Genomic DNA, 22,989 nt, shown 5'->3' with positions numbered 1-22,989 from the left:
AGCCGTGAAACGCCGGAAGAGGCGCATCCTAGAAAGAGGAGCAAAGCGGGTTCAAAGCCGAACTGATAGATGCGGTAGTTTCGCCCTGGCCGCAACATCAAGCGTTCTGGGACCTGAACAACCGTGAGCTACAGCCGCGCAAGCCTCTTCAGCAGCTTCCTATATCGGGCGATAAAGGCGCTCACCGTGAGCCCGCCCCTTACATAGAACAACTGGCTATCGACTCCGTGCTCTTCATCGAGCTCCAGCTCACTTCGCACCTTCTTAATCGTTTTTGCGGGCAAATCGCGCCCGTCATCAACGACCTGAATCACCGACGTCAGCTTGCGGGTACGCGGGATATTCCGTCCTAGAAAACGACTCTGCAGCCTAATGGTTCGTTCTATACGATATCGCCCTGGACCATTACCGGTTGACTCAAACTGGCAGCCAAACGATGTGATTATTTGGCGCAGCCTTCTCCACGGGATTGGGCGGTCACCCCTCTCAATCCAGCGAGTACGGTCCTTCAACCATTTCGCAACATAGAGAACCTCGCGGTCGGCAAGGCTATTCTCCTTTTTGTCCACAACACCGTGGCGAGCAAGGCGCAGCACTAACTGGAAAATGGCGTCATCTTCGCACTCCAACAAGAGGCCATTCTCATCAAGAAAGACTAGAAGCGATACTAAAGCTGTTCGCTTGTTTCCATTGTGAAAAGGATGGTCATGTACTAGACTACAAAGCAGTGCCGCGCCGGCCATTTCAACTGTGGGGTATTTCAGCTTTTCGCCCAACGCAGTGTGGGGACGATGGACCGCCCCTTCCAGCAGGCCCCGATCTCGAACCCCGGCTGGCTGAATCGGGTCAGAATCCGAAGCGAAGTCACGAACTAGCTCCTCATGGATTGCTTCAACCTCGTTGACGTCTAGGTATCGCAGTGAGGTCTCACGACCGATGGTGGTCCAGACAAAAGCCTCGTCAGTCTCCTTTGTTGATACTTCGCCGCGTGAGGTTGAGGACCGGTCAGCTTCGGAAAAAGCATCTATATGGGTGGAACCTGCAGCTCGCTCGCGCGAAGGGTAGCTGGACAGCCAGTTGATTTGCTGCTTTCTTAGCCTGCCGTCCTTTGGAGGTCTACCAAGACCCTCTGCGGCAAGGAGGTCTTGGAGGTCATCGATTCCTACGCCCAAGCGGGCGCTCCAATACCTTAGCGAGGCGAGATCACGCCGGGCAGTAAGGCCCAGTGCCCTCCTTGCGCGTTCAAGTTCTGAGCCCTTTAGTACGTAGCCCGGACTCAAAACGTGATCCAAGCCAGCGTCCCACAAGAGTAAGAGCGCGTCGTCCAATTCGCGGCCAGCTTGGCGCGCCAATAAATCAACTCGACGTTTCTTCTTGTTCATTTGAGTCGACGAAGCAGAAGACGAATTTTCATCAGATGAACCGTCGGTGAACTAGGGCACCGGTCAGCAAGGGGCGGCTTATTGCTCGCTTGTTGAGGGCATCATAACTCGCTCTAACAAATTCGACGCAATAAGATCCTATGGCTGGGAGAAGGCATGGACCAGCAACTCCCGGCCGGTCCACACCGGAGCCAGAGACAGACCCACTTGCGACTTACGCCGTCTGCCCGGCGTGCACCCCCTCGGCGATCTCCTCGACCAGCTTGAGGGTGAACGCGGGCAGGTCGGCCGGTCGGCGGCTCGTGACGAGCCCCTGGTCGACGACGACCTCCTGGTCGAGCCACTCGCCCCCGGCGTTGACGATGTCGGTGCGCAGGCTCGGGTAGGAGGTGAGCTGCCTGCCCTCCACGACCCCGGCCTCGACGAGCAGCCAGGGCCCGTGACAGATGGCAGCGACGGGCTTCCCGGCATCGAAGAACGAGCGGACGAAGCGCACCGCCGCGTCGTTCATGCGCAGCCTGTCGGCGCCGACGGTCCCGCCGGGGATGACCACGGCGTCGTAGTCGCTCTCCCTCGCGTCCTCGTAGGCTACGTCGACCTCGTAGTCGCTGCCCGGCTCGAGGTCGTGGTTGCGCGTCGTGGCCTTGCCCTCGCTCGGCCCGACGAGCACGGTCTCGGCCCCAGCCTCCAGCACGGCGCGCAGGGGCTCGACGAGCTCCACGTCCTCCGTGCCCTTCTCCGCGACGAGGAAGGCGACCCTCTTGCCTCGCAGGTCCTGCGCCATGTCCCACCTCCGTGGGCGCGAAGCTAGGGGCTGCCGTCATGAGGAGGGTGGAGCGCCGCCGGGACCCGATGAGGGGGCGCGTCGCCTGTTCGGCGTGACAGCTCGGGGTCCGCGGCGGGGCCTCCCCCTGGCCCGCCACCCGGTGCGTTTTCGGCCCGCGACACCGGACTGGTAGCCTTGCCGGGTGACGGAGAAGCTGACCGCCGCGGAGGCCCGGCGCGTCTTCCTGCACGCGCAGGGCCTGGCGCGTCGCCGACCCGGCGGCGCGGTCGGCCAGCGACGCTTCCGCGAGTACCTGCTGCGCCAGGGCGTGCTGCAGCTCGACAGCGTGAACGTCCTGGCCCGGGCGCACTACCTGCCCCTCTACTCGCGCTTCGGCCCTTACGACCGGCAGGCTCTCGACGCCTACCTGTGGTCCTCGGGCGAGACGTTCGAGCACTGGGGGCACGAGGCGTCGGTGATGCCGCGCGAGCTGCTGCCCTCCCTGCGGTTCCGCATGGCGGACCTGGCGGAGAGGTGGGCGAAGTACTTCCGCAGGCGTCCCGAACGCTACAGGCCGGAGCTCTTCGACGAGGTGGAGCGCGCGGTGCACGAGCTGGGCCCCGTGACGGCCAAGGACCTGGAGCACCTCGAGGAGGAGCGGGGCGGGCCCCGGCGGCAGGGCTGGTGGGACTGGAGCCTCACCAAGGAGGCGCTCGAGTACCTGTTCTTCACGGGGCGCGCCGCGGTGGCCGGGCGACCCAACTTCCAGCGCCTCTACGACTCGCCGGCCAGGGCCTGGGGCGAGCACGCCTGCCTCCCGGCGCGGCCGACGCGCGAGGCGCAGCAGCGGCTCTTCGACATCGCCCTGTCCGCGAACTGGATCGGCACCGTGGCCGACATCGGCGACCACTTCAGGATCAAGGTGACGCAGGCGAAGCCGCTGGCCGAGTCGGCCGTGGAGCGCGGGCTGGCCCGGTGGGTGCGGGTCGAGGGCTGGAGGGAGAAGGCGCTGCTCTACGCGGGCGCCGAGGACCCGGGGAGGGCGACGGGCGCCGCCCTGCTCTCGCCGTTCGACCCCGCCTGCTGGTACCGCGACCGCCTGCTGCGGCAGTTCGGGATGGACTACCGCATCGAGATCTACACGCCCGCCCACAAGCGCGTCTACGGCTACTACACGCTGCCGTTCCTCCTCGGCGACCAGATGGTCGCGCGCGTGGACCTGAAGGCCGAGCGCAGGGCGCGCGAGCTCCGGGTCCTGGCGGCCTGGAGCGAGGAGGCGCCCGCGCCGGGCGCGCGTCGGCGCCGCGACACGGAGGTCGCCGCCGCGCTGGCCCGCGAGCTGCGTCTCATGGCCGAGTGGCTGGGTCTCTCTTCCGTGGTCGTCGAGCCCAAGGGGACCTTGGCGGCCGCCTTGGCGCGCGAGGTCGCGGCCGGAGCGGAGGCGTGAGCCCGTCCTCGAGCCCCGCGGCGGAGCGCAACCGCCGCATGCTGAGGGCACGCGACGAGATGGACAGGCTCTACCGCCAGGAGCTCGACGTGAGACGCCTCGCGGCCCTGGTGGGCATGTCGCAGGCGCACTTCATCAGGACGTTCAAGGAGGTCTTCGGCGAGACGCCGCACCGCTACCTCCAGCGCCGCCGCGTCGAGAGGGCGATGTACCTGCTGCGCGAGCAGGGTCGCAGCGTGACCGACGCCTGCTTCGACGTCGGCTTCAACAGCCTGGGCACGTTCAGCCGCACGTTCAAGGAGGTCGTCGGCGTCTCCCCCGCCGCCTACCGCCTCGGCAAGGGCCCGGCGCCGGTGCCGACGTGCTTCATCAGCACGTGGACGCGGCCCAGCAGTTTCGGAGAAGCGCCGCGGAGCGAGAACGCCTACGCTGCCCCCACGGCCGCAGGGGACGGCAGCGCGAGCCCCGAGGCCACGGAGGCGAAGAGATGATCACCGGCATCAACCTGTCCCACGTCTGGGTGTTCGACCAGGACGAGGCGCTCGACTTCTACGTGGGGAAGCTCGGACTCGAGGTCTCGGCCGACATCGACTTCGGTCCGATGCGCTGGCTCACCGTGAGGCCCAAGGACCAGCCCGGCCGCGACATCCTGCTCGAGCTCGTGGCCCCGCCGAGCGTGGACCCCGAGTCGGCCGAGCAGATCCGCGAGCTGGTGGCCAAGGGGGCGTCGGGCTTCGCCGTGGGCTTCCTGACCGACGACGCGCGCGGCTTCTGCGAGGAGCTGAAGGCCCAGGGCGTGACGATCCGCGAGGAGCCCGAGGAGCGCCCTTACGGCATCGACTTCGCGATCCGCGACCCCTTCGGCAACAACATCCGCGTCGTCGAGCGCAAGCCTCTGCAGATGCCCGCCGACTGGAAGGGCACCGCCGCCGAGACGGCCTGACCGCCCGGGGTCGCGCGGCCAGTCGGCGGGCGTGGCCGCCGCTCGCCCGGCCCTCCCGTAGCATCGAGGCATGGCCGACGAGAGCACGCCGGACACCCTGGCCGAGCACGTGGCGCACAACCGCGACTACTGGGACGCCAACGCCGACTGGTGGGCGGCTCGCGGCGCGCGCGACTGGGCGCGCCGCGAGCCCGTGTGGGGCATCTGGGGCCTGCCCGAGAGCGAGCTGCGCCTGCTGCCCGAGGACATGACCGGCATGGACGCCGTCGAGCTCGGGTGCGGCACCGCCTACGTCTCGGCGTGGATGGCGCGCCGCGGCGCGCGCGTGACCGGCATCGACAACTCGGAGAGGCAGCTCGAGACGGCGAGGCGGCTGGCCGCCGAGCACGGCCTCGACGTGACGCTCGTCCACGGCAACGCCGAGGCGACCCCGTTCGCCGACGCGAGCTTCGACCTCGCGATCAGCGAGTACGGGGCGGCGATCTGGTGCGACCCCTACGCGTGGGTGCCCGAGGCCCATCGCATCCTGCGGCCGGGCGGGCGCCTCGTGTTCATGGGCAACCACCCGCTCATAGAGGTCTGCACGCCCTGGGACGGCGGCGACGTGAGCTACCGCCTGGAGCGCGACTACTTCTCCCTGCACCGCCTCGACTTCAGGGACGTGGCCCACGAGCCGGGCGGCGTGGAGTTCAACCTGCCCTTCTCCGGCTGGCTCGCCCTGTTCGCGCGCACGGGGTTCGAGGTCGAGGAGCTGATCGAGCCGCGTGCCCCCGGTGACGCCTCGGGCGACAGCTTCGGCGTCCCGGCCGACTGGGCCAAACGCTTCCCCTCGGAGCAGGTCTGGAAGCTGCGCAAGCGCTAGGGGGCCGGGTCGCCGCTCGGCAGCGCGGGCCCGGCGGCGGACTAGCGCGGCACGAAGCTGTCGGTCGTCGACCCCATGTGCTCGTAGCCGAGCCTCGCCAGCTCGCGCAGCACCCCCATGTCGACGTCGGCGAGCTTGTTCACGTAGACGCAGGAAGCGCCGACCCGATGCTTGCCGAGCCTCCGCAGCAGCTCGGCGGACCCCGGCGCCGAGTTGAAGCCGTAGAGCACCAGGTTCGTCTTGCGGGGGGCGAAGCCGATCCTCCCCACGTCGCCCTCGCGCCCGGAGGAGTGGCGGTAGTGGTGGTCGCCGAAGCCGACGATCCCGTACGTCCACACGACCGGCTCCTCGCCCGTGACCTCGCGCAGCATGCGCACCAGCTCCTCGGCGTCGGCGCGGCGCCTGGGGTTCTCGACCGACGCCAGGAACTCCTCGACGGGCTGGTCGGTGGGCACGAGCTTGGGCCCGGCCTCCTTCTTCGCTGTCACGCCCCCAGTATGCGGCGGCGCGGCCTCGTTCTCACGCGCGAGTGGCCTACCCTCACGCGCCGCCTCCTAGCGTGCCGGCACGGAGGGAGGCCGCCATGAACGACACCGCCGCGCGCGACCGCCGCGCCCCTCGGGCCGGGAGCCCGCCCGACGAGGAGCGCTTCGACGACGACCTCAGCGAGGAGCTCGAGGAGGACCTGCTCGAGGAGACGAGCGTCGACGCCGTCGACCCCGTGGGCCCCGACGCGGACGAGGCGACCGACGGCCCCGTCGGCCTCACGCCCGACGACCTGCCCGACTCGCCGAACGAGGACATGAGCAACCTGGCGTCGCCCCGCTCGGACGTGGGGATGCAGCGGCTGTCTGACGACGACGACCTGGACCCCTCCGGCAGCGTCACGTTCGGCCCCCACATGCGCGGCGTCTACGAGGCGATGGCGCGGCGCGACGAGATCGCCCGCCGCGTCGACGAGCTGCTCGTCGAGGTCGAGGAGTGGGCCGAGGAGGACGGGTCCGACGAGGCGCGGGAGATCCTCGAGGCCCTGGAGGACGTCGCCGACCGTCTAGGGGAGCCGCCCGAGGACTCCGACACCTGATACGGTGGCCTCGCCGCCAGGAGGCGGCGAGGTGAACAGATGGCGGAGCAGCAACCGCATCCTTGGCTGAGAGGTCCGGTCGAGGGGGTCCCGCGCGAGCTACAGCCCGTGGCCCACGCGCTCATACAGACGCGCGAGGAGGTCGCCGCGTTCACGGCCGGCCTCCCCGACGCCCTGCTCTGGGAGGGGGTCGCGGGGCTGGCGCCCGTGGGCTTCCACCTGAAGCACATCGCCGGGGTCATCGACAGGCTGTTCGGTCAGGCGCGCCTCGGCACCGTGACCGAGGAGATGCGCCGGGCGGTGGAGATCGAGCGAGCCCACGGCCAGCCGGCGGGCGTGACGACCGCCGAGCTGGTGCGGGCCGTCGACGCGTCCGTGGACCGCGCCCTCGACCAGCTCAGGGCCACCGACCCCGCGACGATCTACGACCACAGGCCCGTGGGGGCGAAGAAGCTGCCGTCGACCGTGGTCGGGCTGCTCTTCCACGCCGCGGAGCACGCCCAGCGTCACTGCGGCCAGCTCCTCGTCACCGCGCGCGTCGTGCGGGAGCGGGCTGGGGACTAGGGCCAGGCGACCTACTCTTCCCCGAAGAAGCGCCGCCGTGCCCGCTCGTCGCTGGGCCCGTCGGGGCCGAGGCCCACCACGTCGGGCGCGCGGGTCGGGTCGGCGACGATGAGGGGGAACACGCGCTCGCGCAGGGCGTCCGCCTCCGGCCCCGGCGTCCTGAACACGGCGGTGAGCCAGCCGGTGATGCGCCGCAGCGAGCCGTAGTAGTCGTCGTGCCGGGTCGCGTAGTCGCGGGCGGCGGCGCCGGGGTCGCCGTCCGCCAGGAGTGCCTCGGCGAGGGTCCTCACGTCGCGCCAGGCGAGTGCGAGGCCGCAGCCCCAGTTCGGGTCGCTGGTCGCGGCGGCGTCGCCGACCAGGGTCACGCCGTCCCTGTAGGGCAGCGGCGCCCAGGAGTCGGCCCCCGAGAACTCGGCGAGCGGCCCGATGAGCCGCGCGCCCTCGAACCAGTCGGCGGGCGCGCCCGCGGCCACGGCCGTCGCGACGAACGGCTCCAGGGCGGAGCTGCCGCTGAGGAGCCGCCGGCCGCCGGACACGTGGTAGCCCGCGTAGACCCGGTGGTGCCCGCGACCCACCGGCACCGCCATGCCCAGCTCCCCGCCCTCCGGGCGCATGAACACGTGGGCCGCGTCGTTCGGGACCCCGGACCCCTCCAGCAGCGCGCCGGCCAGCACGAGGGCCTCGGGCTCCCGCTCCTCCACGAAGCCGGCCGCGCGCCGCACGACCGACTCGCGCCCGTCGGCGCCCACGACGAGCCTCGCCTCGTGCCGCCGCTCACGGCGGCCACGACCCTCCCGCGCCACGACCGCCGGATGCTCCCCAGGCAGCACGCCGGTGACGGCGGCGTCGCGCACGACCTCCGCCCCCGCGTCCGCGGCGGCGGAGAGCAGCAGCTCCTGCACCTCGGGGTGGTGGAACGTGATGACGGGCTCGCCGGCGGGCGCGGCCAGGACGTCCCGCCGGCGCTCGGGGAGCGGGGCGATGGTCGTCGACCACGTGGTCACCTCGGTGACGGCGCTCGCCACGTGCTCCAGGAGGCCCAGGCGTCGCCCGTCGGCGACGCCCCAGGGGTAGACGAGCTCGCCCCTGACGCGGTCGCGGAACTCCCGCTCGCGCTCCAGCACCAGCACGCGCACGCCGCCGCGGGCCAGCGCCAACGCCAGGGAGGCGCCGGCGAACCCGCCGCCTACGACGATCACGTCATGACGCGGCACGGGAAAGGTTTAGCACGTAGGCGGCGGGTGCCGCCCGTCGTCGGCGGCGGGTGGCGCTCGCCGTGGGGGCCGAGGCAGCCGGCGCCGCCGCGGCGACCGTGCCGGCGACGGCGGAGCCGGGCCCTCGGCCCCTGGCACGCGCTCAGACCGTGATCAGTACCTGTCCCTGTCCTCGCCCGCCGGCTCGATGCGGTCCGTCTCGGTCTTGACGGTCGTGGCGGGCCCCAGCCTGTCCGTCGAACGCTCCGCCTCGCCCAGCACGCGGTCGCGCTCGGCCGCGGCGGCGGACCGGTGCGCCGGGTCGTGCCAGCCCGACTCGATGGCGCCGCTCTCGGCCATCTCCTTGAAGCGTCTGAGGTCGCCGCGCATCCGCCCGTTCACCAGGCCGAGCGCCGTGCCGATGTTCTCGACGAAGCCCTCGGGGTCGTACTCGACGTGCAGGTGGACGCGGGTGGTCTCCTCCTCGAGCTTGTCGAAGCGCACCTCGCCGGCGTTCCTGGCGCCGACCACGCTCTCCCACGCGATGCGCGTGTCCGGCTCGTCGGCCACGACGCGGGCCTCCCACTCCTCCTCGCGCCCGGCGACGTTCGCCCGCCAGTAGAGGCGGTCCACGCCCTCGCGGCGCACCTCCTCGACGCCCTCCATGAAGGCGGGGAAGCGCTCGAACTGCCTGAACAGAGCGTAGGCCTCTCTGACCGGCACGCTCACGTCTATCGACTCGTCGAACGAAGCCATGACGGCCTCCTCTCGGCGGCGATGCTAAGGAGCGGGGAGATGGGAATCGTCAGCCTGCGCTGAGAGCGGCGGCACGGCGGCATAGACTGGCGAGCAGCACCGCTGAGAGAGGACGGGAGGAGGTGCGCCGTGGCGTCGAACGAGGACGGCACCGTCCCCATCGAGTCGGCCGGCGTGCGCCCCACGTACGAGGACCCGCCGCGGCTGCCGGAGCCGCCCCGGGTCGAGAGGCGCATCCGGCTCACCGCCACCCAGGCCGCCGGTCTGGCCATGGTGGGCCTCATGCCGGTGCTGTCGTTCTTCGGGCTGTTCGGCCTGGGGCGCGGGACGGCGGAGGGCGGGAGCGGCCCCGTCGCCGTGAGGGTCGAGTACCCGTCCGTCCAAAGGCACAAGGTCAGGCAGCCTCTCTACCTGTTCGTGTCGAACACGTCGGGGGCCGTGCTGCCGACCGTGGAGCTGCGGCTGACGCGGGAGTACGTGGCGGCCTTCTCGGACGTCGCCTTCACGCCGGGACCGGACGAGATCGAGGCCGAGGAATACGTCTTCGCGCTGACCGACCTGGCGCCCGGCGAGACGAGGAACGTCTGGGGCGAGATGCAGGCGAACGCCTACTGGGGCCACGGGGCGACCTTGGCCTGGCGCGTGCTCGACGAGGCCGGCGCCGAGACCGCCGCGGGCGCGCTCGCGTTCGGCACGTTCGTGTGGCCGTGAGGAGGCTCCAGTGGACAGCGTGATCCGTGTGGTCGTCGTCTACCTGTTCGTCCTGTTCGCGCTGAGGCTCCTGGGCAAGAGGGAGTTCGGGGACCTCTCCCCCATGGAGTTCGTGATGCTGATGCTGATCCCCGACATCGTCACGCAGGGCATCCTCAAGGAGGACTTCTCGCTGACGAACGCCCTGGTCGCCGTGAGCACGATCATGCTCCTCGTCGTGCTGACGTCGATGCTCACCCACGTGAACCGCAGGGCGGAGCTGGCGGTGAACCCGCGCGCCACCGTCCTGCTCTTCGACGGCAACCTCTTCGCCTCGAGCCTCGACAAGGAGCGCGTGTCGCCCGACGAGATCCTGCAGGTGGCGCACGAGTCCGGCCTCGAGACGCTCGACCAGGTGAAGTGGGCGATCCTGCAGTCGGACGGCAAGATCGCGATCATCCCCAAGGAGTCGGCGAAGTAGGGGCGGTCGCGCGAGCGGACCGCGGGGGGGCGCCGGTGACGGAACGGTGGAGCGCCGCCCGGCGCGCCCACGGACGACCGGCCGGTGGCGCGCCACGGCGATACGCTCCTGCCATGACCATCTCCGGCGATCAGCTCCACGCCCCCGAGGTCAAGGCGCGGGCGGGGGCGCCACTGGAGGGCGCCCGCGCCGTCACCGTGCTGGTGCACGGGCGCGGCGACTCCGCCCACGGCATCCTCGGGCTCGCCACCGTCGTGGACGCGCCCGGGGTGGCCTTCCTCGCCCCCGAGGCGCGCTTCAACGTCTGGTACCCGCACACGTTCCTCGCGCCGCCCGAGCAGAACGAGCCCTGGCTCTCCTCGGCGCTGGAGGCCGTCGACGCCTGCGTGCGCGCCGCCACCGCGGCGGGCGTGCCGCGGGAGAGGGTCGTGCTGCTCGGCTTCTCGCAGGGCGCCTGCCTGGCGTCGGAGTACGCGGCCAGGCAGGGCGGCAGGTTCGGGGGCGTCGTCGCCCTCTCCGGCGGGGTCATCGGCGACGTGGTCGAGCGCGCCCGCTACGCCGCGACGCTCGCCGGCACGCCGGCGTTCTTCGGCTGCAGCGACGTCGACCCCTACATCCCGGTCGAGCGCGTGCACGAGTCCGCCGCGCTGTACCGGGAGCTCGGCGCGGACGTCGAGGAGCGCATCTACCCCGGCTTCGCGCACAGCGTGAACCAGGACGAGGTCGCCTGGTGGCAGGGGCTGCTCGATGACCTAACATCGGGCGCATGAGACGAACCGCGCGCACCGCCTCGCTCGCGTTGGCCCTCGCGCTGGCCGCCCCGGCGGCGCTGGGCCAAGGCGAGCCGAGAGGAGGGCCCATGCCCGCCGAAGCCGAGCTGCCTGTCACCCGCGTGGTCCTGTTCACCAGCGGCGTCGCCTACTTCGAGCACGAAGGCACGGTGGTCGGCGACCAGGCGTTCGAGCTGAGCGTGCCGCCGTCGGAGATGGACGACATGCTGCAGTCGCTGGTCCTCCAGGACCTGGGCGGCGGCACGGTCGAGCCCGTCACCTACGACTCCCGCGACCCCCTGTCCCGCATCCTGGCCGGCTACTCGATAGACCTCTCCGGCGCGCCCACGCTGGCGGAGATCCTCGCGCAGCTGCGCGGCGAGGTCGTGCACCTCGAGGCGTCCCGCCCCGTGAGCGGCGCGATCGTCTCGGTCGAGCGCGTCGAGGCCCCCGAGGAGGCGCCGCGCACGTTCGTCACCCTCGCCACCGCGAGCGGCCTCACCCGCGTGGACCTCGCGCAGGTCACCAGCGTGAGGCTCGAGGACCCCGAGCTGCAGTCCGAGCTGGAGGAGGCGCTCGCGGCCGTCGCCAGGTACCGCGCGGCCGAGGCCACAACGCTGCGGCTCGAGTTCTCGGGCGAGGGCGAGCGGCGTGTGCGGGTGGGGTACGTGCGCGAGATGCCGGTGTGGAAGAGCACCTACCGGCTCGTCGTCGGCGACGACGGCACGGCCACCCTGCAGGGCTGGGCGATCTTCGACAACCCCACCGACCTCGACCTCGAGGACGTGCGCGTCTCCTTCGTCGCCGGGCAGCCGGCGGCGTTCGTCACCTCCCTCTACGACCCCGTCTACGCCGAGCGCGCCCGCGTCGAGCCGCCCACGGCCGCCGCGCTGACCCCGCGGGCCGACGAGGGCGTGCTGGGACGCGCCGCCGTCCCCCCGCCCGCGTTCGCCCCCCAGGCCGAGGCGTCGGAGGCCGCCGACCTCGCCGCCGGCGTCGCGGCCATGGCCACGGGCGCGCGCAGCGGCGCCACGTTCGCGTACCACGTGGACACGCCGGTGAGCGTGGGGCGCCACCAGTCGGTGATGGTGCCGATCGTGCAGACGACGGTCCAAGCCGCGCGGCTCTCGCACTTCGACCCGCGCGTGCACGAGGGCAACCCGCTGGCGGCCGTGAGGCTCGTCAACGACACCGGCCTGCACCTCGCCGCCGGGACCGTGACGGTCTACGACGCCAACGGCTTCGCCGGCAACGCGCTCCTCGCCGACCTCGTGCCCGGCGACTCCCGCGTGCTCGCCTACGCCGTCGACCTCGAGGTCGCGGGCGAGGTCGAGGGCGGCAGCGAGCCGGAGCGCGTCGTGGCCGCCCGGCTCGTGCGCGGGCTCCTCGAGACCGAGACCAGGCAGCGCGTCAGGCAGACCGTCCGCCTCACGCCGCGCACGGGGGACGAGCGGCTCGTGCTCGTCGACCTGCCGCGCCTCGAGGGCTACGAGGTCGTCTCGCCGCGGCCGGCGCCGCTGCTCACGCCCGACGCGCTGCGCTTCGGCGTCGTGCTCAACGCCACGGACGGCTCCGCCGCGCCGGAGGGCGTGCCCGTGCAGCTCCGCTGCCCGCCGACGGAAGATGCGGAGGCGTGCGAGCTCGAGGTCGTGCTCGAGCGCGTGACCCGCCGCACCCTGTCGCTCGCCGACCTCGCCCCCGACGTCATCGCCGTCTACCTCGAGGACCTCGACCTCGACGACGAGACCCGCGCCGTCCTCGAGGACGTCATGGCGCTGCAGCGGGAGGCCGCGCAGCTGCGCGCCGACGTGCAGGCGCGCCAGGACAGGGTCGCCGACATCACCGCGGACCAGGAGCGCGTGCGCGCGAACATGCAGGGCCTCGACAGGGACTCGAGCCTCTACCGGCGCTACGTCGCCGACCTCGAGGCGCAGGAGGACGAGCTCGACGGGCTCGAGACGGAGCTCGCCGAGCTCAGGCAGCGGCTGCGGGACACGGAGCGCCGGCTGCAGGACCTGATCTCCGGTCTGGGCGGCTGAGGGACCTAGATGAGCCGCGTGCCCTGCGCGCCGAGCGCGAAGCGCACCTCGCGCAGCCCGCGCAGGGCCTGCCTGACCGCGTCCTGCTGACCGTCGGGGCAGCAGACGACGGCGTAGGCCCCCACCTTCCCGCCGGGGAACTGCACGCTCGCGCCCAGGGCCGTCACGGCGTCGCCCACGGCGGTGACGAGGTCGTCGACGAAGGCGCCGGGCAGGAGCTGCTTCAGCCGCTGCTGCTCGCCGATCGCACGGGCCACGGACGGCAGGTCGCCGCGCTCGAACGCCGCCGCCGTGGCCGCGCCGAGCGCCTTGATCTCGTGCAGCACGTCGAGGGCGTCCTCGATGCCGTCGGCGAGACGCTGCAGGCTGGCCTTCGTGCTGGCAGCCCGGCCGGTCTCGAAGAAGAGCAGCGAGGCCTCGAAGCGCTCCAGGAACCCCGGCGGCGGCTCCAGGCGACGCGCGGTGACGTGAGCGCCGCGGTACTCGATGTGCAGCAGGCCGCCCCTGGCGCAGACGTGGGGGTCGTGGTAGCCGGACGCGCCGCCGAGGCGCTCCACCTCCACGTGGGCGGCGTCGGCGGCGATGCGCTCGACGCCGCAGCTCTGCCCCATGACCGCGCGGAGCGCGTGCACCACGCCCACGGTGACGGCGCCGGACGCCCCCAGGCCGCCGTGGTCGCGGGCCTCGACCTCGACGTCCAGCTCGAGCGGCGGTCCGTCGTACCCCACCTGCAGCGCCGACTCGCGCACGAGGTCGACGGCCAGTTCACGCGGGTCCCGCGCCTCGTGGACGCTCCCGCCCCAGGCGACGCGCCAGCGTCCGCCCGCCGCGGGGCGCGCGGTCACCTTGGCGCCGCGGTCGATGGTGGCGCTCACCGTCACGCCGCCGAAGCGCTCGGCGTACTCCTTGAGGTCGGTGAGCCCGCCGGCGAACGGCACGCGCAGGGGCGTGAAGGTCCTCACCACGGCCTCGCCCTCACGCCGGACGCGCGGACGCGTCTTGCTCGAGGACCCGCCGCACCACGTTCCTGACGTTCTCCTCGGGGCTGGGCAGGGTGCCGCCCAGGTGGACCCACTCCTCGGCGCGGACCCAGCCGCACGCGGCGCCGCGGTCGATGGCGCGCTGCAGGTTCGGCAGCACGCGCACCTCGCCGCCCGGCGCCGCGACCTCGTCGATGCGCGCCAGCACCTCGGGCGCGAGCCTCCACAGGCCCACGTCGTAGAGGGGCCCCACGCCCTCCCACACGCGCGTGACGCGGTCGCCTGCGACCGTGGCTCTTATCGCCGCCGGCTCGCCCTCGTGCCCCGGGCCGAGCGTGACGACGTTCGGCGCGGGATGCTCCGCGACGGCGCGGAACATCGGCGCGGTCACGAACAGGTCGGCCTGCCAGGCGATCACGCCCCGCCCCGGCGCGAGCGCGTCGCGGGCGGGCTCGCCCGCGTCCCGCGCGAGTCCGAGGGCGTCCCGGGCCAGGCCGAGGGCGTGACCGGTGCCGCGACGCTCCGCCTGCCTGACGTAGACGATCTCGAGGCCCTCGAACCCGCCGCCGAAGTAGGAGCGCACCTGCTCCTCGTGGTGGCCCACGACGAGCGCGACGCGGTCCCGCCCCGGCACGGCCACGCCGCTCGCCGCGAGCTGCGCGAGGGTGTGCTCCAGGAACGGCCTGAGGCCGACGGGGTACATGCACTTCTGGAGGTAGGTGCCGAGCCTTCCCAGGCGCGTGCCGTGCCCGGCGGCGAGGCAGACGAGGTCCACCAGGGCAAGGTATCACCCGCGCCGCGGCCCGCAGACGCTCCTCGGGTGAGGCGACGGCCCCAGCCGGAACCAGCGGGAAGCGATAGAGTCTGGTTCCGTCGAGAACGTCGCGGCGGTCCTCGCGGGCCGCCCCAGGAGGTCGCCTCAGCATGCCCGTATGCGCTTTCGTCCCGTCACTCCCACGCCACCGGCAGCGCGGGGAGACGAGCAGGGCTTGACGGCGACCGGGAGACCGCAGACCAAGACGGCGCGCCCGCCGTTCGACGACGTCGTCGCCGGCGTGACCGTGGCGCTCGTGCTGGTCCCGCAGGCGCTCGCCTACGCCGCGCTCGCCGGCCTCCCTCCCAGCGTAGGCATCATGGCGGCGATCTTCCCGCCGCTGGCGTCGGCGCTGCTGGGCTCGAGCCCCTACCTCCAGACGGGCCCCACGGCCCTCACCTCGCTGATGACGCTGGGCGTCCTCGCCGGCACGTTCGCGCCCGGCAGCCCCGGCTACGTGCAGGCCGCGGCCCTGCTGGCCCTGATGGTCGGCGCGATCCGCGTGGCCATAGGCCTCGCGCGGTTCGGCTCCCTGGCCTACTTCATGAGCCTGCCGGTGCTGCGCGGGTTCACCAGCGGCGCGGCCGTGATCATCATCGTCTCGCAGGTGCCCGCGCTCCTGGGGCGGGGCTCCGCCGGCCTGGGCGTGTGGGAGGCGGCCTGGCGCGCCGTCAGCGACCCGTCCCGGTACAACGTGTTCGCGATCGCCCTCGCCGTCCTCACCTTCGCGCTCGTCCGCGGCCTGCGGCGCGTGTCGCCGCTGATCCCCGGCGTGCTCATCGCCGTCCTGCTCGGGCTGGCCGCCACGGCCGCGTTCGGCACCGTGACGCCCGTCGTGGGGCCGATGCCCACGGCGCTGTCGGCGCCGTCCCTGGCCCTGCCCTGGGGCCAGGCGGGCTCCCTCGCCCTGGGCGCCGCCGTGATCGCCGTCGTCGGCTTCGCCGAGCCGGCCGCGATCGCGCGCACCTTCGCCTCGCGCAGCCACCCCTGGGACTCGGACAGGGAGCTCATCGCCCAGGGCGCGGCCAACCTCGCCTCGGGGCTCATGCACGGCATGCCCGTGGGCGGCAGCTTCGCGCGCTCGGCCCTCAACCGCCAGGCCGGCGCCCGCACGCGTCTGTCCGGCGCCGTCGCCGGCCTGGCCGTGCTGGCCTTCCTGCCCTTCTCGGCCGTCCTGGAGGGGCTGCCGCGCGCGGTGCTGGCGGCCATCGTCGTCGTCTCCGCGGTCTCGCTGCTGCAGCTCGGGGCGCTGTTCAAGCTGTGGCGCTACGCGAAGATGCAGGCCACGACGGCGCTGGTGACGTTCGCGCTGACCCTCGTCATGACGCCGCGCATCGACTACGCGGTGGTGCTCGGCATCTCCCTGGCGGTGTTCACGCACCTCTACCGCGAGGCGCAGCTCGGCGTGACCGTCGAGCGCGAGGCGGGCACCGTCACGATCAGGTTCGACGGCGTGCTGTGGTTCGGCTCCCTGCGGGCGCTGGAGCGCGCGTTGCAGCGCCTCGAGGAGGACCTGACGGGGGTGGAGAGGGTGGTGCTAGACACCAGCCGCCTCGGCAGGGTCGACTTCTCGGCGCTGATGCTCCTCTACGACGCCGAGCAGCGCCTGGCCGACCAGGGGCTCGACGTCTCGATCACCGGCCTGCACGGACGCGGCGAGATGATCATGGGCCGCATCAGGCGGGGGTGAGCGGTCCGGTAGAGGGGCCGGCGGCGCCTAGTCCTCCTCCGGGCCCCTGACCATGAGGAAGGGCTTGTCGGCGCGGCGCAGGGCGCCCTCGGCCACCGAGCCGAACATCCAGCGGTTGAACCCGCGGCGCCCGTGGGTGCCCATCACGACGGCGTCGTGCTCCTTGCTGGCCTCGACGATGGCCTTGACCGGGTCGGTGTCCTCGACCAGGCGGGTGGTGGCGGGCACGCCCTGGGCCTCGGCCTTCGCCAGCGCCTCGCCGAGGATCTGCTCGCCGCTCGTCCGCAGGTCCTGGTAGAGCTGCGCCGCGTAGGGCATCGCCTCCGGCGTGGCGTAGCCGCTGACGAGCGGGTTCTCGAGGACGTGGAGGAACGTGACGCGGGCGTTGGCGAGCCGCGCGAGCTCGAGGCCCTTCTCGATGGCCTTGTCGGAGGTGCTGCTGCCGTCCGTCGGGATCAGGATGCTCTCGAACACGTTGGGCTCCTCTCCTCGCCTCCATCGTACGCGCGAGGCACGGGACTGCCGTCCCTCCCCGCTCCCCTATCATGAGTCACGGCCGGCCCGCCGCCGGCGACGGGAGCGCGGGACCGCTGCGGACCGCGCCGCTGGAGGCCCGCATGCGCATCCTTCACCCGACCGACTTCTCGCGCACCGCCGAGAAGGCCCTGACCGTGGCGCGCGACCTCAAGGAGCGCCTCGGCGGCACGCTGCACGTCGTGCACGTGCAGACGCGCTTCGAGGAGACGCTCGGCCTCGTGAGGCTGCGGCCGCACCTCGACAGCGTCAACCCCGAGCTCGAGCGCCGGCTCGAGGAGGCGCGCCAGGAGGAGGTGAGGCGCCTCAACGACATGCTGCGCAGCCTCGCCAGCCCCGACGGCACGTACGAGCTGCGCTGGGGCGAGCCGCTCCAGGAGCTCCTGGAGATGCAGGGCGACTTCGACCTGGTCGTGATGGGCGCCCACGGCTCGAACCGGATCGACAGGTACTTCCTCGGCGGCGTCGCGGGCCGGTTCGTGAGGCGCACGCGCGTGCCCGTGATCACGGTGCGCGAGGAGTGCCAGGTGACGAGCGTCAGGCGCGCGCTGGTGGCCACCGACTTCAGCGAGGCCGCGCACGGCGCCGTGGAGGCGGCGAAGGGCCTCGGGCAGCACGGCGTGAGGCTGGTGCTCTGCCACGTCGTCGACGACCCGCGCTTCCGCGACGACCCGACCTACATGAGCACCGTCACCGACGCCCTCAACCTCCTCGGCGACGGCTTCGAGCGCCACGCGATCCGCTACGGCGACCCGGCCGAGGAGCTGCCGGCGGCCGCCCAGGAGGTGGGCGCCGACCTCATCGTGATCGGCCTGAAGCAGCAGCGCGGCGCCGTAGGCCTGCTGCTGGGCAGCCGCGTCGACGCGCTGATCCGCTCTAGCGCCGTCCCCGTACTAGCCGTGCCCACCGAGGTCGACTGACCCCGCCCTCCACGTTCTCGGCCGCCCCGGAGGCCGCCTCGGGCGGCGCGGCCGGTGCGTTCGTGGGCGGCGGCGTCGGCGCGGGAGGGGCCGCGGGGCGCGCCTCGGGCGGTGCGGGCGGCGCTGAGGCGGCCGCTGGGGGACGGCCCAGCCACACCATGGCGGTGCCGCTGGCGACGAGCGCCACGGCGATGAGCGTCTCGATCAGGCTGACCGTGAACAGGGCGACCAGCGCCAGGGCGGCCAGCGCGACGGCGATGTAGAGGCCCCAGGCGGGGGCGTCGGTCGAGCGCCGGTACAGGACGAACACCGTGGCGGCCAGGCCGGCGAAGAGCACCCAGCCGTTGTCGAGCCGCGGGAACGCCCCCTCGAGCAGCGACATCAGGCCCAGGCTGACGAGGGCGCCGCCGGCGAGGAACAGCCAGCGGCCGCCGCCGCCACGCAGGGCGAGGACGACGCAGACGGCGCCGGCGATCCCGAGCAGCAGCCCGCCGCCGACGTTGCCGGCCACGACCGCCGCGGCCAGCGCCGCCAGCCCGAAGCCCGGGTACAGCGCCCACCACCGACCGCGGTCGCGCGCGTAGAGGACCAGGAACAGGGCCGCCCCCAACCCGAAGAGGAGGGCCCACAGCACGCTTCGCAGGCCGAGGGCCCAGGCGAGCCTGTCGACGAGGAACAGCGCGCCCACGCCGATCAGCACCGGCCCCAGGACCGTCGGACCCAAAGCCCGCTGGGGAGGGCCGACGGGGGCCGCCGGCTCCCGCCTCACGACGCCACCCCAGCGGCGTCGAACGCCGCCGCCACCAGCTCCAGCGCCTCGTCCTGCAGCCTCCGCAGGTGGTCGGGGCCGGCGAAGCTCTCGGCGTAGACCTTGTAGACGTCCTCCGTGCCGGAGGGACGCGCGGCGAACCAGCCGCTCTCCACCACGACCTTGATGCCGCCGAGCGGCGCGCCGTTGGCCGGGGCGGAGTCCATCACGGCCACGACCCTCTCGCCCGCCAGCGTCGTCGCCTTCACGTCCTCTGGCCGCAGGCGCTTGAGGACGTCGCGCTGGGCGGCGTCCGCGGGCGCGTCGACCCTGGCGTAGGCCGGCTCGCCCAGCCGCGCCGTGAGGTCGCCGTACAGCTCGGCGGGGTCGCGCCCCGTGACGGCGGCGATCTCGGCGGCGAGCAGTCCCATCACGATCCCGTCCTTGTCCGTGGTCCACGCGGCGCCGTCGCGCCGCAGCAGCGTGGCGCCGGCGCTCTCCTCGCCCGCCAACCCCAGGCTGCCGTCCCGCAGACCCGGCACGAACCACTTGAAGCCCACGGGCACCTCCGTCACCCCTCGCCCGGCCGCGGACGCGACCCTGTCGAGCAGCGCCGTCGTCACGACGGTCTTGCCCAGCCCCGCGGACGCCGGCCAGCCGGGTCGGTGCGCGAAGAGGTACTCGGCCGCCACGCACAGGTAGTGGTTGGGGTTCAGCAGGCCGCCCGCCCGCGTGACGACGCCGTGGCGGTCGGCGTCGGGGTCGTTGCCGAAGGCGACGTCGTAGCGGTCCTTGGCGGCCACCAGCCCGGCCATCGCGTGCGGGGACGAGCAGTCCATGCGGACCTTGCCGTCGTGATCGACGCGCATGAAGGAGAACGCCGGGTCGACGACGTCCGAGATCACCTCGAGGTCGAGGCCGTAGCGCTCGGCCAGGGGGGCCAGGTAGGGCAGGGCCGCGCCGCCCAAGGGGTCGGCGCCGACCCTCACGCCGGCCGCCGCCACGCGCTCCAGGTCGACGGCGGCGGCGAGGTCCTCGACGTAGGGGCTCACGAGGTCGCGCGCCTCGACCGACCCGCCGGCGAAGGCGCGGCGCGCGCCCAGGCGACGCACGCCCCTCAGCCCCTCCTCGAGGTGCCTGTTGGCCGCCGCCTGGATCGCGTCGGTCTCGTCGGTGTCGGCGGGTCCGCCGTGGGGCGGGTTGTACTTGAACCCCCCGTCCTCGGGCGGGTTGTGCGAGGGCGTGATCACGATGCCGTCGGCGCGCCCCTCGCGCTGGGGGCTGCCGCGCCGGCCGGCGTTGTGGCTCACGACGGCGTGCGAGACCACGGGCGTGGGGACCGGCAGGAGCGCCGGCAGCGCACCGGCGCGCGTCGACCGCCAGCCGCGTGCGGCCTCGGGCGCGGCGGACGCGCCCGAGACGACGACGCGCACCCCGTTCGCGGCCAGTACCTCGACGGCGGTGAGCAGCGCCGGCTCGGAGAGCGCGTGCGTGTCGGCCCCGAGGAACAACGGCCCGGTGACGCCGCGCGCCGCCCTGTGGTCGGCGACGGCCTGGCAGATCGCCGCGATGTGGTCCTCGTTGAAAGAGGCGTTCAGCGACGTGCCGCGGTGCCCCGAGGTGCCGAAGGACACCCTCTCGGCCCGCTGCCCGGGGTCGGGCCTGAGCGCGTAGTAGGAGGCCACGAGGCGGGGGACGTCGACGAGGAGGCTGCGTGGCGCCGGCTTGCCGGCCAGGGGGTGGGTGCTCACCTGTGCGTACCTCCGTATGCCATGACCACGTTACAACTCGTCCGTGAGTCGCCCCGACCAGCGCGGGGCCCGGTGGGCGCGCTCGGGGGTGGCCCGCGAGGCCGGGAGATCCGTCGGGCCAAGGGTCGCCGGTGGGCGGGGGCGCGACCGGCCGGTGGCCGGCGGGCGGGCGACGCGGCGCGGGTGGTACACTCCCTGTTGCTTCTCCGGCCCCGGCGCTGGATGGGCGACTGCGGTCGTGGCACGAGGTGCTGCGGCCGCGCCCCGTGCTGGGGGCGGCCACCACCGCCACACAGTGGAGGAACGATGGACCTGTTGATCACCCTCGTACCGCTGGCAGCGATCGCCGCGCTCGTCGCGGCCGGCCTGCTGGCGCGGAGCATCATGGCGGCGCCGACCGGGACGGAGCGCATGGTCTCGATCTCGGACGCCGTGCGGCAGGGCGCGGCGGCGTACATGAACCGCCAGTACCGCACCATCGCCGTCGTAGCCGTGGTGATCGCGGCCGTCTTCGCCGTCGTCGCGCTCACAGCGGAGCCCGGCCACGACCGCACCGTCTGGTGGTGGACCACTGTCGGCTTCCTCGTGGGGGCGCTGTTCTCCGGCATCAGCGGCTACGTCGGCATGAACGTCGCGGTGCGCGCGAACGTGCGCGTCGCCCAGGCCGCCCGTGAGGGCCTGACGGGAGCGCTGAAGATCGCGTTCGACGGCGGCGCGGTCGCCGGACTGGCCGTAGCCGGCCTCGCGCTCCTCGGCGTGGCCGGTTTCTTCTGGCTGTTCACGGTCGCGCTCGGGCTCGAGAACCCGGTCGAGCCCCTCGTGGGCTTCGCGTTCGGCGCCTCCCTCATCAGCCTCTTCGCCCGCGTGGGCGGCGGCATCTACACGAAGGCCGCCGACGTCGGCGCCGACCTCGTCGGCAAGGTCGAGGCCGGCATCCCCGAGGACGACCCGCGCAACCCGGCCGTCATCGCCGACAACGTCGGCGACAACGTGGGCGACTGCGCCGGCATGGGCGCCGACCTCTTCGAGACCTACGCGGTCACGGCGATCGGCGCCGTGTTCCTCGGCTTCCTCCTGCCCGGCACCGGCACGGTGACGAGCCTCGTGACGTTCCCGCTGCTCCTGGGCGCCATCGCGATCGTGGCCAGCGTGATCGGCACGCAGTTCGTGAGGCTCGGGCCCGACGGCAACATCATGGGCGCCCTCTACCGGGGCGTCTACGCCAGCGCGGCCCTCTCCGTCGTGGGCTTCCTGCTGGCGAGCTGGGGCCTCTTCCGCGGCGTCGACCTGCCCGCGCTGCTCGGCCGCGACGTCACCTGGTTCGGCCTCTTCCTCGCCAGCCTCATCGGCATCGCGGTCGTGCTGCTGATCATGTACATCACCGAGTACTACACGGCCACGCGCTTCCGCCCGGTGCGGCGCATCGCCGCGGCCTCCGTGACCGGCTCGGCGACGAACATCATCTCGGGCCTCGCCGTGGGCATGCAGTCGGCGGCGCTCCCCACCCTCGTGCTGGTGCTGGCCATGTTCGGCGCCTTCCAGCTGGCCGGCCTCTACGGCATCGCCGTCGCGGCCGTGGCCATGCTGTCCGTCACGGGCATGGTCGTGGCGATGGACACCTACGGGCCCATCACCGACAACGCCGGCGGCATCGCCGAGATGGCCGAGCTCGACGACTCGGTGCGCGCGAACACCGACGCCCTCGACGCCGTGGGCAACACCACGAAGGCCGTCACGAAGGGCTACGCGATCGGCTCGGCGGCGCTGGCCGCGCTGGTCCTGTTCGCGGACTTCGCCGAGCGCCTGAAGCTCGTCGACGACCTCAGGTTCGCCGAGGGCGCGTTCCGCCTCAACGACCCGATCGTCCTCGTCGGGCTCCTGGTGGGCGCCATGCTGCCGTTCCTGTTCTCCTCGTTCCTGATGGAGTCGGTGGGCAAGGCCGCCGGCTCGGTCATCGAGGAGGTGAGGCGGCAGTTCCGCGAGATCAAGGGGATCATGGAGGGCACCGCCAAGCCCGACTACGGCAAGGCCGTGGACATCGTCACGCGCGCCGCGCTGCGCGAGATGGCGCTGCCCGGCGTGATGGCCGTGGCCGCGCCGCTGATCGTCGGCTTCCTGTGGGGCCCGCTGGCGCTGGGCGGGCTGCTGATCGGCGTGATCGCCTCCGGCCTGATGATGGCCCTGACGATGTCGAACGGCGGCGGCGCCTGGGACAACGCCAAGAAGTTCATCGAGGACGGCAACCACGGCGGCAAGGGCTCGGATGCCCATGCCGCGGCCGTCGTGGGCGACACCGTCGGCGACCCGTACAAGGACACGGCCGGGCCCTCGATCAACCCGCTGATCAAGGTCATCAACACCGTCGCGCTGATCTTCGCGGGCGTCATCGCCCTCTCGGGCGGCTGGCTGCTCTGACGGCCGGCACGAGGTGGCCGGGAACCGGCGGGGCAGCGCGCCCCGCCGGTTCCCTTGGTCCGGCCCGCGAGCTCGGTCCGGCCAGCGCGCCCGCGACCCGAGGCGCGGGCGCACGACGGGCCACTCCGGGCGACGAGGAACCCCGGTTCTCACCAGCGGT

23 protein-coding genes are annotated in these 22,989 nt (G+C 72.6%); 13 read left to right on the top strand and 10 right to left on the bottom strand.

Annotation, left to right across the window (positions count from 1 at the left end):
• Positions 1 to 128: 128 nt before the first annotated feature.
• Positions 129 to 1,382 carry a type II toxin-antitoxin system death-on-curing family toxin gene (locus tag VF202_12940; protein HEX7041021.1) on the bottom strand — a complete coding sequence of 418 codons (1,254 nt, stop codon included), beginning with the start codon at positions 1,380 to 1,382 and terminating at the stop codon, positions 129 to 131.
• 214 nt (positions 1,383 to 1,596) lie between these two features.
• Positions 1,597 to 2,166, bottom strand: a complete 570-nt coding sequence (locus tag VF202_12935; protein HEX7041020.1) for a type 1 glutamine amidotransferase domain-containing protein — start codon at positions 2,164 to 2,166, stop codon at positions 1,597 to 1,599.
• A 184-nt stretch (positions 2,167 to 2,350) separates the two neighbouring features.
• On the opposite strand from VF202_12935, the gene VF202_12930 reads away from it, so the two are divergent.
• The 4 genes from VF202_12930 to VF202_12915 all read left to right on the top strand — a co-directional run bounded on the left by VF202_12930 (position 2,351) and on the right by VF202_12915 (position 5,400).
• Complete coding sequence (locus tag VF202_12930) at positions 2,351 to 3,595, top strand: crosslink repair DNA glycosylase YcaQ family protein (protein ID HEX7041019.1); 1,245 nt, start codon at positions 2,351 to 2,353, stop codon at positions 3,593 to 3,595.
• A complete protein-coding gene (locus VF202_12925) occupies positions 3,592 to 4,086 on the top strand; it encodes an AraC family transcriptional regulator (protein HEX7041018.1) in 495 nt (164 codons plus the stop codon). Before VF202_12930 ends, VF202_12925 begins: the two co-directional genes overlap by 4 nt.
• Entirely contained in the window at positions 4,083 to 4,538 is a 456-nt protein-coding gene (locus VF202_12920; GenBank protein HEX7041017.1) for a VOC family protein, read from the top strand. Before VF202_12925 ends, VF202_12920 begins: the two co-directional genes overlap by 4 nt.
• A gap of 70 nt (positions 4,539 to 4,608) precedes the next feature.
• Positions 4,609 to 5,400, top strand: a complete 792-nt coding sequence (locus VF202_12915; GenBank protein HEX7041016.1) for a class I SAM-dependent methyltransferase — start codon at positions 4,609 to 4,611, stop codon at positions 5,398 to 5,400.
• A 41-nt stretch (positions 5,401 to 5,441) separates the two neighbouring features.
• On the opposite strand, the gene VF202_12910 is transcribed toward VF202_12915, so the two are convergent.
• Complete coding sequence (locus VF202_12910; GenBank protein ID HEX7041015.1) at positions 5,442 to 5,888, bottom strand: DUF1801 domain-containing protein; 447 nt, start codon at positions 5,886 to 5,888, stop codon at positions 5,442 to 5,444.
• 95 nt (positions 5,889 to 5,983) lie between these two features.
• Between VF202_12910 and VF202_12905 the strand changes: the two genes are divergently transcribed.
• Both VF202_12905 and VF202_12900 read left to right on the top strand, forming a co-directional pair.
• Positions 5,984 to 6,484, top strand: coding sequence for a hypothetical protein (locus tag VF202_12905; GenBank protein HEX7041014.1), 501 nt, complete (start codon positions 5,984 to 5,986; stop codon positions 6,482 to 6,484).
• 108 nt (positions 6,485 to 6,592) lie between these two features.
• A complete protein-coding gene (locus VF202_12900) occupies positions 6,593 to 7,048 on the top strand; it encodes a DinB family protein (GenBank protein ID HEX7041013.1) in 456 nt (151 codons plus the stop codon).
• 11 nt (positions 7,049 to 7,059) lie between these two features.
• Here the strand turns inward: VF202_12900 and VF202_12895 are convergent, their stop codons facing one another.
• Both VF202_12895 and VF202_12890 read right to left on the bottom strand, forming a co-directional pair.
• Positions 7,060 to 8,262 carry an FAD-dependent oxidoreductase gene (locus VF202_12895; protein ID HEX7041012.1) on the bottom strand — a complete coding sequence of 401 codons (1,203 nt, stop codon included), beginning with the start codon at positions 8,260 to 8,262 and terminating at the stop codon, positions 7,060 to 7,062.
• A gap of 153 nt (positions 8,263 to 8,415) precedes the next feature.
• Complete coding sequence (locus VF202_12890; GenBank protein HEX7041011.1) at positions 8,416 to 8,997, bottom strand: SRPBCC family protein; 582 nt, start codon at positions 8,995 to 8,997, stop codon at positions 8,416 to 8,418.
• 129 nt (positions 8,998 to 9,126) lie between these two features.
• Between VF202_12890 and VF202_12885 the strand changes: the two genes are divergently transcribed.
• The 4 genes from VF202_12885 to VF202_12870 all read left to right on the top strand — a co-directional run bounded on the left by VF202_12885 (position 9,127) and on the right by VF202_12870 (position 12,977).
• Positions 9,127 to 9,708 carry a hypothetical protein gene (locus VF202_12885; GenBank protein HEX7041010.1) on the top strand — a complete coding sequence of 194 codons (582 nt, stop codon included), beginning with the start codon at positions 9,127 to 9,129 and terminating at the stop codon, positions 9,706 to 9,708.
• Positions 9,709 to 9,718: 10 nt separating this feature from the next.
• Positions 9,719 to 10,168 carry a YetF domain-containing protein gene (locus tag VF202_12880; protein HEX7041009.1) on the top strand — a complete coding sequence of 150 codons (450 nt, stop codon included), beginning with the start codon at positions 9,719 to 9,721 and terminating at the stop codon, positions 10,166 to 10,168.
• Between the two features lie 113 nt (positions 10,169 to 10,281).
• Complete coding sequence (locus VF202_12875) at positions 10,282 to 10,938, top strand: dienelactone hydrolase family protein (GenBank protein ID HEX7041008.1); 657 nt, start codon at positions 10,282 to 10,284, stop codon at positions 10,936 to 10,938.
• A complete protein-coding gene (locus tag VF202_12870; GenBank protein ID HEX7041007.1) occupies positions 10,935 to 12,977 on the top strand; it encodes a hypothetical protein in 2,043 nt (680 codons plus the stop codon). Before VF202_12875 ends, VF202_12870 begins: the two co-directional genes overlap by 4 nt.
• A gap of 5 nt (positions 12,978 to 12,982) precedes the next feature.
• Here the strand turns inward: VF202_12870 and VF202_12865 are convergent, their stop codons facing one another.
• Together VF202_12865 and VF202_12860 are read right to left on the bottom strand one after the other, a co-directional pair.
• The gene (locus tag VF202_12865) at positions 12,983 to 13,942 is read right to left on the bottom strand and encodes a hypothetical protein (protein ID HEX7041006.1); all 960 of its coding nucleotides are present in this window, start codon (positions 13,940 to 13,942) and stop codon (positions 12,983 to 12,985) included.
• A gap of 10 nt (positions 13,943 to 13,952) precedes the next feature.
• Positions 13,953 to 14,732 carry an NTP transferase domain-containing protein gene (locus tag VF202_12860; protein HEX7041005.1) on the bottom strand — a complete coding sequence of 260 codons (780 nt, stop codon included), beginning with the start codon at positions 14,730 to 14,732 and terminating at the stop codon, positions 13,953 to 13,955.
• Between the two features lie 214 nt (positions 14,733 to 14,946).
• On the opposite strand from VF202_12860, the gene VF202_12855 reads away from it, so the two are divergent.
• Positions 14,947 to 16,461, top strand: a complete 1,515-nt coding sequence (locus tag VF202_12855) for a SulP family inorganic anion transporter (GenBank protein HEX7041004.1) — start codon at positions 14,947 to 14,949, stop codon at positions 16,459 to 16,461.
• Between the two features lie 27 nt (positions 16,462 to 16,488).
• Here VF202_12855 and VF202_12850 read toward each other — a convergent pair whose 3' ends face one another.
• The gene (locus VF202_12850) at positions 16,489 to 16,935 is read right to left on the bottom strand and encodes a universal stress protein (GenBank protein HEX7041003.1); all 447 of its coding nucleotides are present in this window, start codon (positions 16,933 to 16,935) and stop codon (positions 16,489 to 16,491) included.
• 143 nt (positions 16,936 to 17,078) lie between these two features.
• Here VF202_12850 and VF202_12845 point away from each other — a divergent pair, with 143 nt between their 5' ends.
• Positions 17,079 to 17,915 carry a universal stress protein gene (locus VF202_12845; GenBank protein ID HEX7041002.1) on the top strand — a complete coding sequence of 279 codons (837 nt, stop codon included), beginning with the start codon at positions 17,079 to 17,081 and terminating at the stop codon, positions 17,913 to 17,915.
• Here the strand turns inward: VF202_12845 and VF202_12840 are convergent.
• Together VF202_12840 and pgm are read right to left on the bottom strand one after the other, a co-directional pair.
• The gene (locus VF202_12840) at positions 17,872 to 18,639 is read right to left on the bottom strand and encodes a hypothetical protein (GenBank protein ID HEX7041001.1); all 768 of its coding nucleotides are present in this window, start codon (positions 18,637 to 18,639) and stop codon (positions 17,872 to 17,874) included. The two genes, VF202_12845 and VF202_12840, sit on opposite strands and share 44 nt — an antisense overlap.
• A 41-nt stretch (positions 18,640 to 18,680) precedes the next feature.
• Positions 18,681 to 20,414, bottom strand: a complete 1,734-nt coding sequence (gene pgm, locus VF202_12835) for a phosphoglucomutase (alpha-D-glucose-1,6-bisphosphate-dependent) (protein HEX7041000.1) — start codon at positions 20,412 to 20,414, stop codon at positions 18,681 to 18,683.
• Between the two features lie 306 nt (positions 20,415 to 20,720).
• On the opposite strand from pgm, the gene VF202_12830 reads away from it, so the two are divergent.
• Positions 20,721 to 22,829 (top strand): sodium-translocating pyrophosphatase, encoded by a 2,109-nt coding sequence (locus VF202_12830; GenBank protein ID HEX7040999.1) that lies wholly within the window; start codon positions 20,721 to 20,723, stop codon positions 22,827 to 22,829.
• The last annotated feature ends 160 nt before the right edge of the window (positions 22,830 to 22,989 follow it).

The organism is Trueperaceae bacterium, from assembly GCA_036381035.1.
Lineage (GTDB): Bacteria > Deinococcota > Deinococci > Deinococcales > Trueperaceae > DASRWD01.
This window is presented reverse-complemented; position numbering and strand designations above follow the sequence as displayed.

Excerpts from the sequence above, each read along its gene's own strand:
- VF202_12940 (HEX7041021.1), bottom strand. The coding sequence starts at position 1,382 with ATGAACAAGAAGAAACGTCGAGTTGATTTATTGGCGCGCCAAGCTGGC.
- VF202_12935 (HEX7041020.1), bottom strand. The coding sequence starts at position 2,166 with ATGGCGCAGGACCTGCGAGGCAAGAGGGTCGCCTTCCTCGTCGCGGAG.
- VF202_12920 (HEX7041017.1), top strand. The coding sequence starts at position 4,083 with ATGATCACCGGCATCAACCTGTCCCACGTCTGGGTGTTCGACCAGGAC.
- VF202_12915 (HEX7041016.1), top strand. The coding sequence starts at position 4,609 with ATGGCCGACGAGAGCACGCCGGACACCCTGGCCGAGCACGTGGCGCAC.
- VF202_12905 (HEX7041014.1), top strand. The coding sequence starts at position 5,984 with ATGAACGACACCGCCGCGCGCGACCGCCGCGCCCCTCGGGCCGGGAGC.
- VF202_12890 (HEX7041011.1), bottom strand. The coding sequence starts at position 8,997 with ATGGCTTCGTTCGACGAGTCGATAGACGTGAGCGTGCCGGTCAGAGAG.
- VF202_12875 (HEX7041008.1), top strand. The coding sequence starts at position 10,282 with ATGACCATCTCCGGCGATCAGCTCCACGCCCCCGAGGTCAAGGCGCGG.
- VF202_12870 (HEX7041007.1), top strand. The coding sequence starts at position 10,935 with ATGAGACGAACCGCGCGCACCGCCTCGCTCGCGTTGGCCCTCGCGCTG.
- VF202_12845 (HEX7041002.1), top strand. The coding sequence starts at position 17,079 with ATGCGCATCCTTCACCCGACCGACTTCTCGCGCACCGCCGAGAAGGCC.
- VF202_12830 (HEX7040999.1), top strand. The coding sequence starts at position 20,721 with ATGGACCTGTTGATCACCCTCGTACCGCTGGCAGCGATCGCCGCGCTC.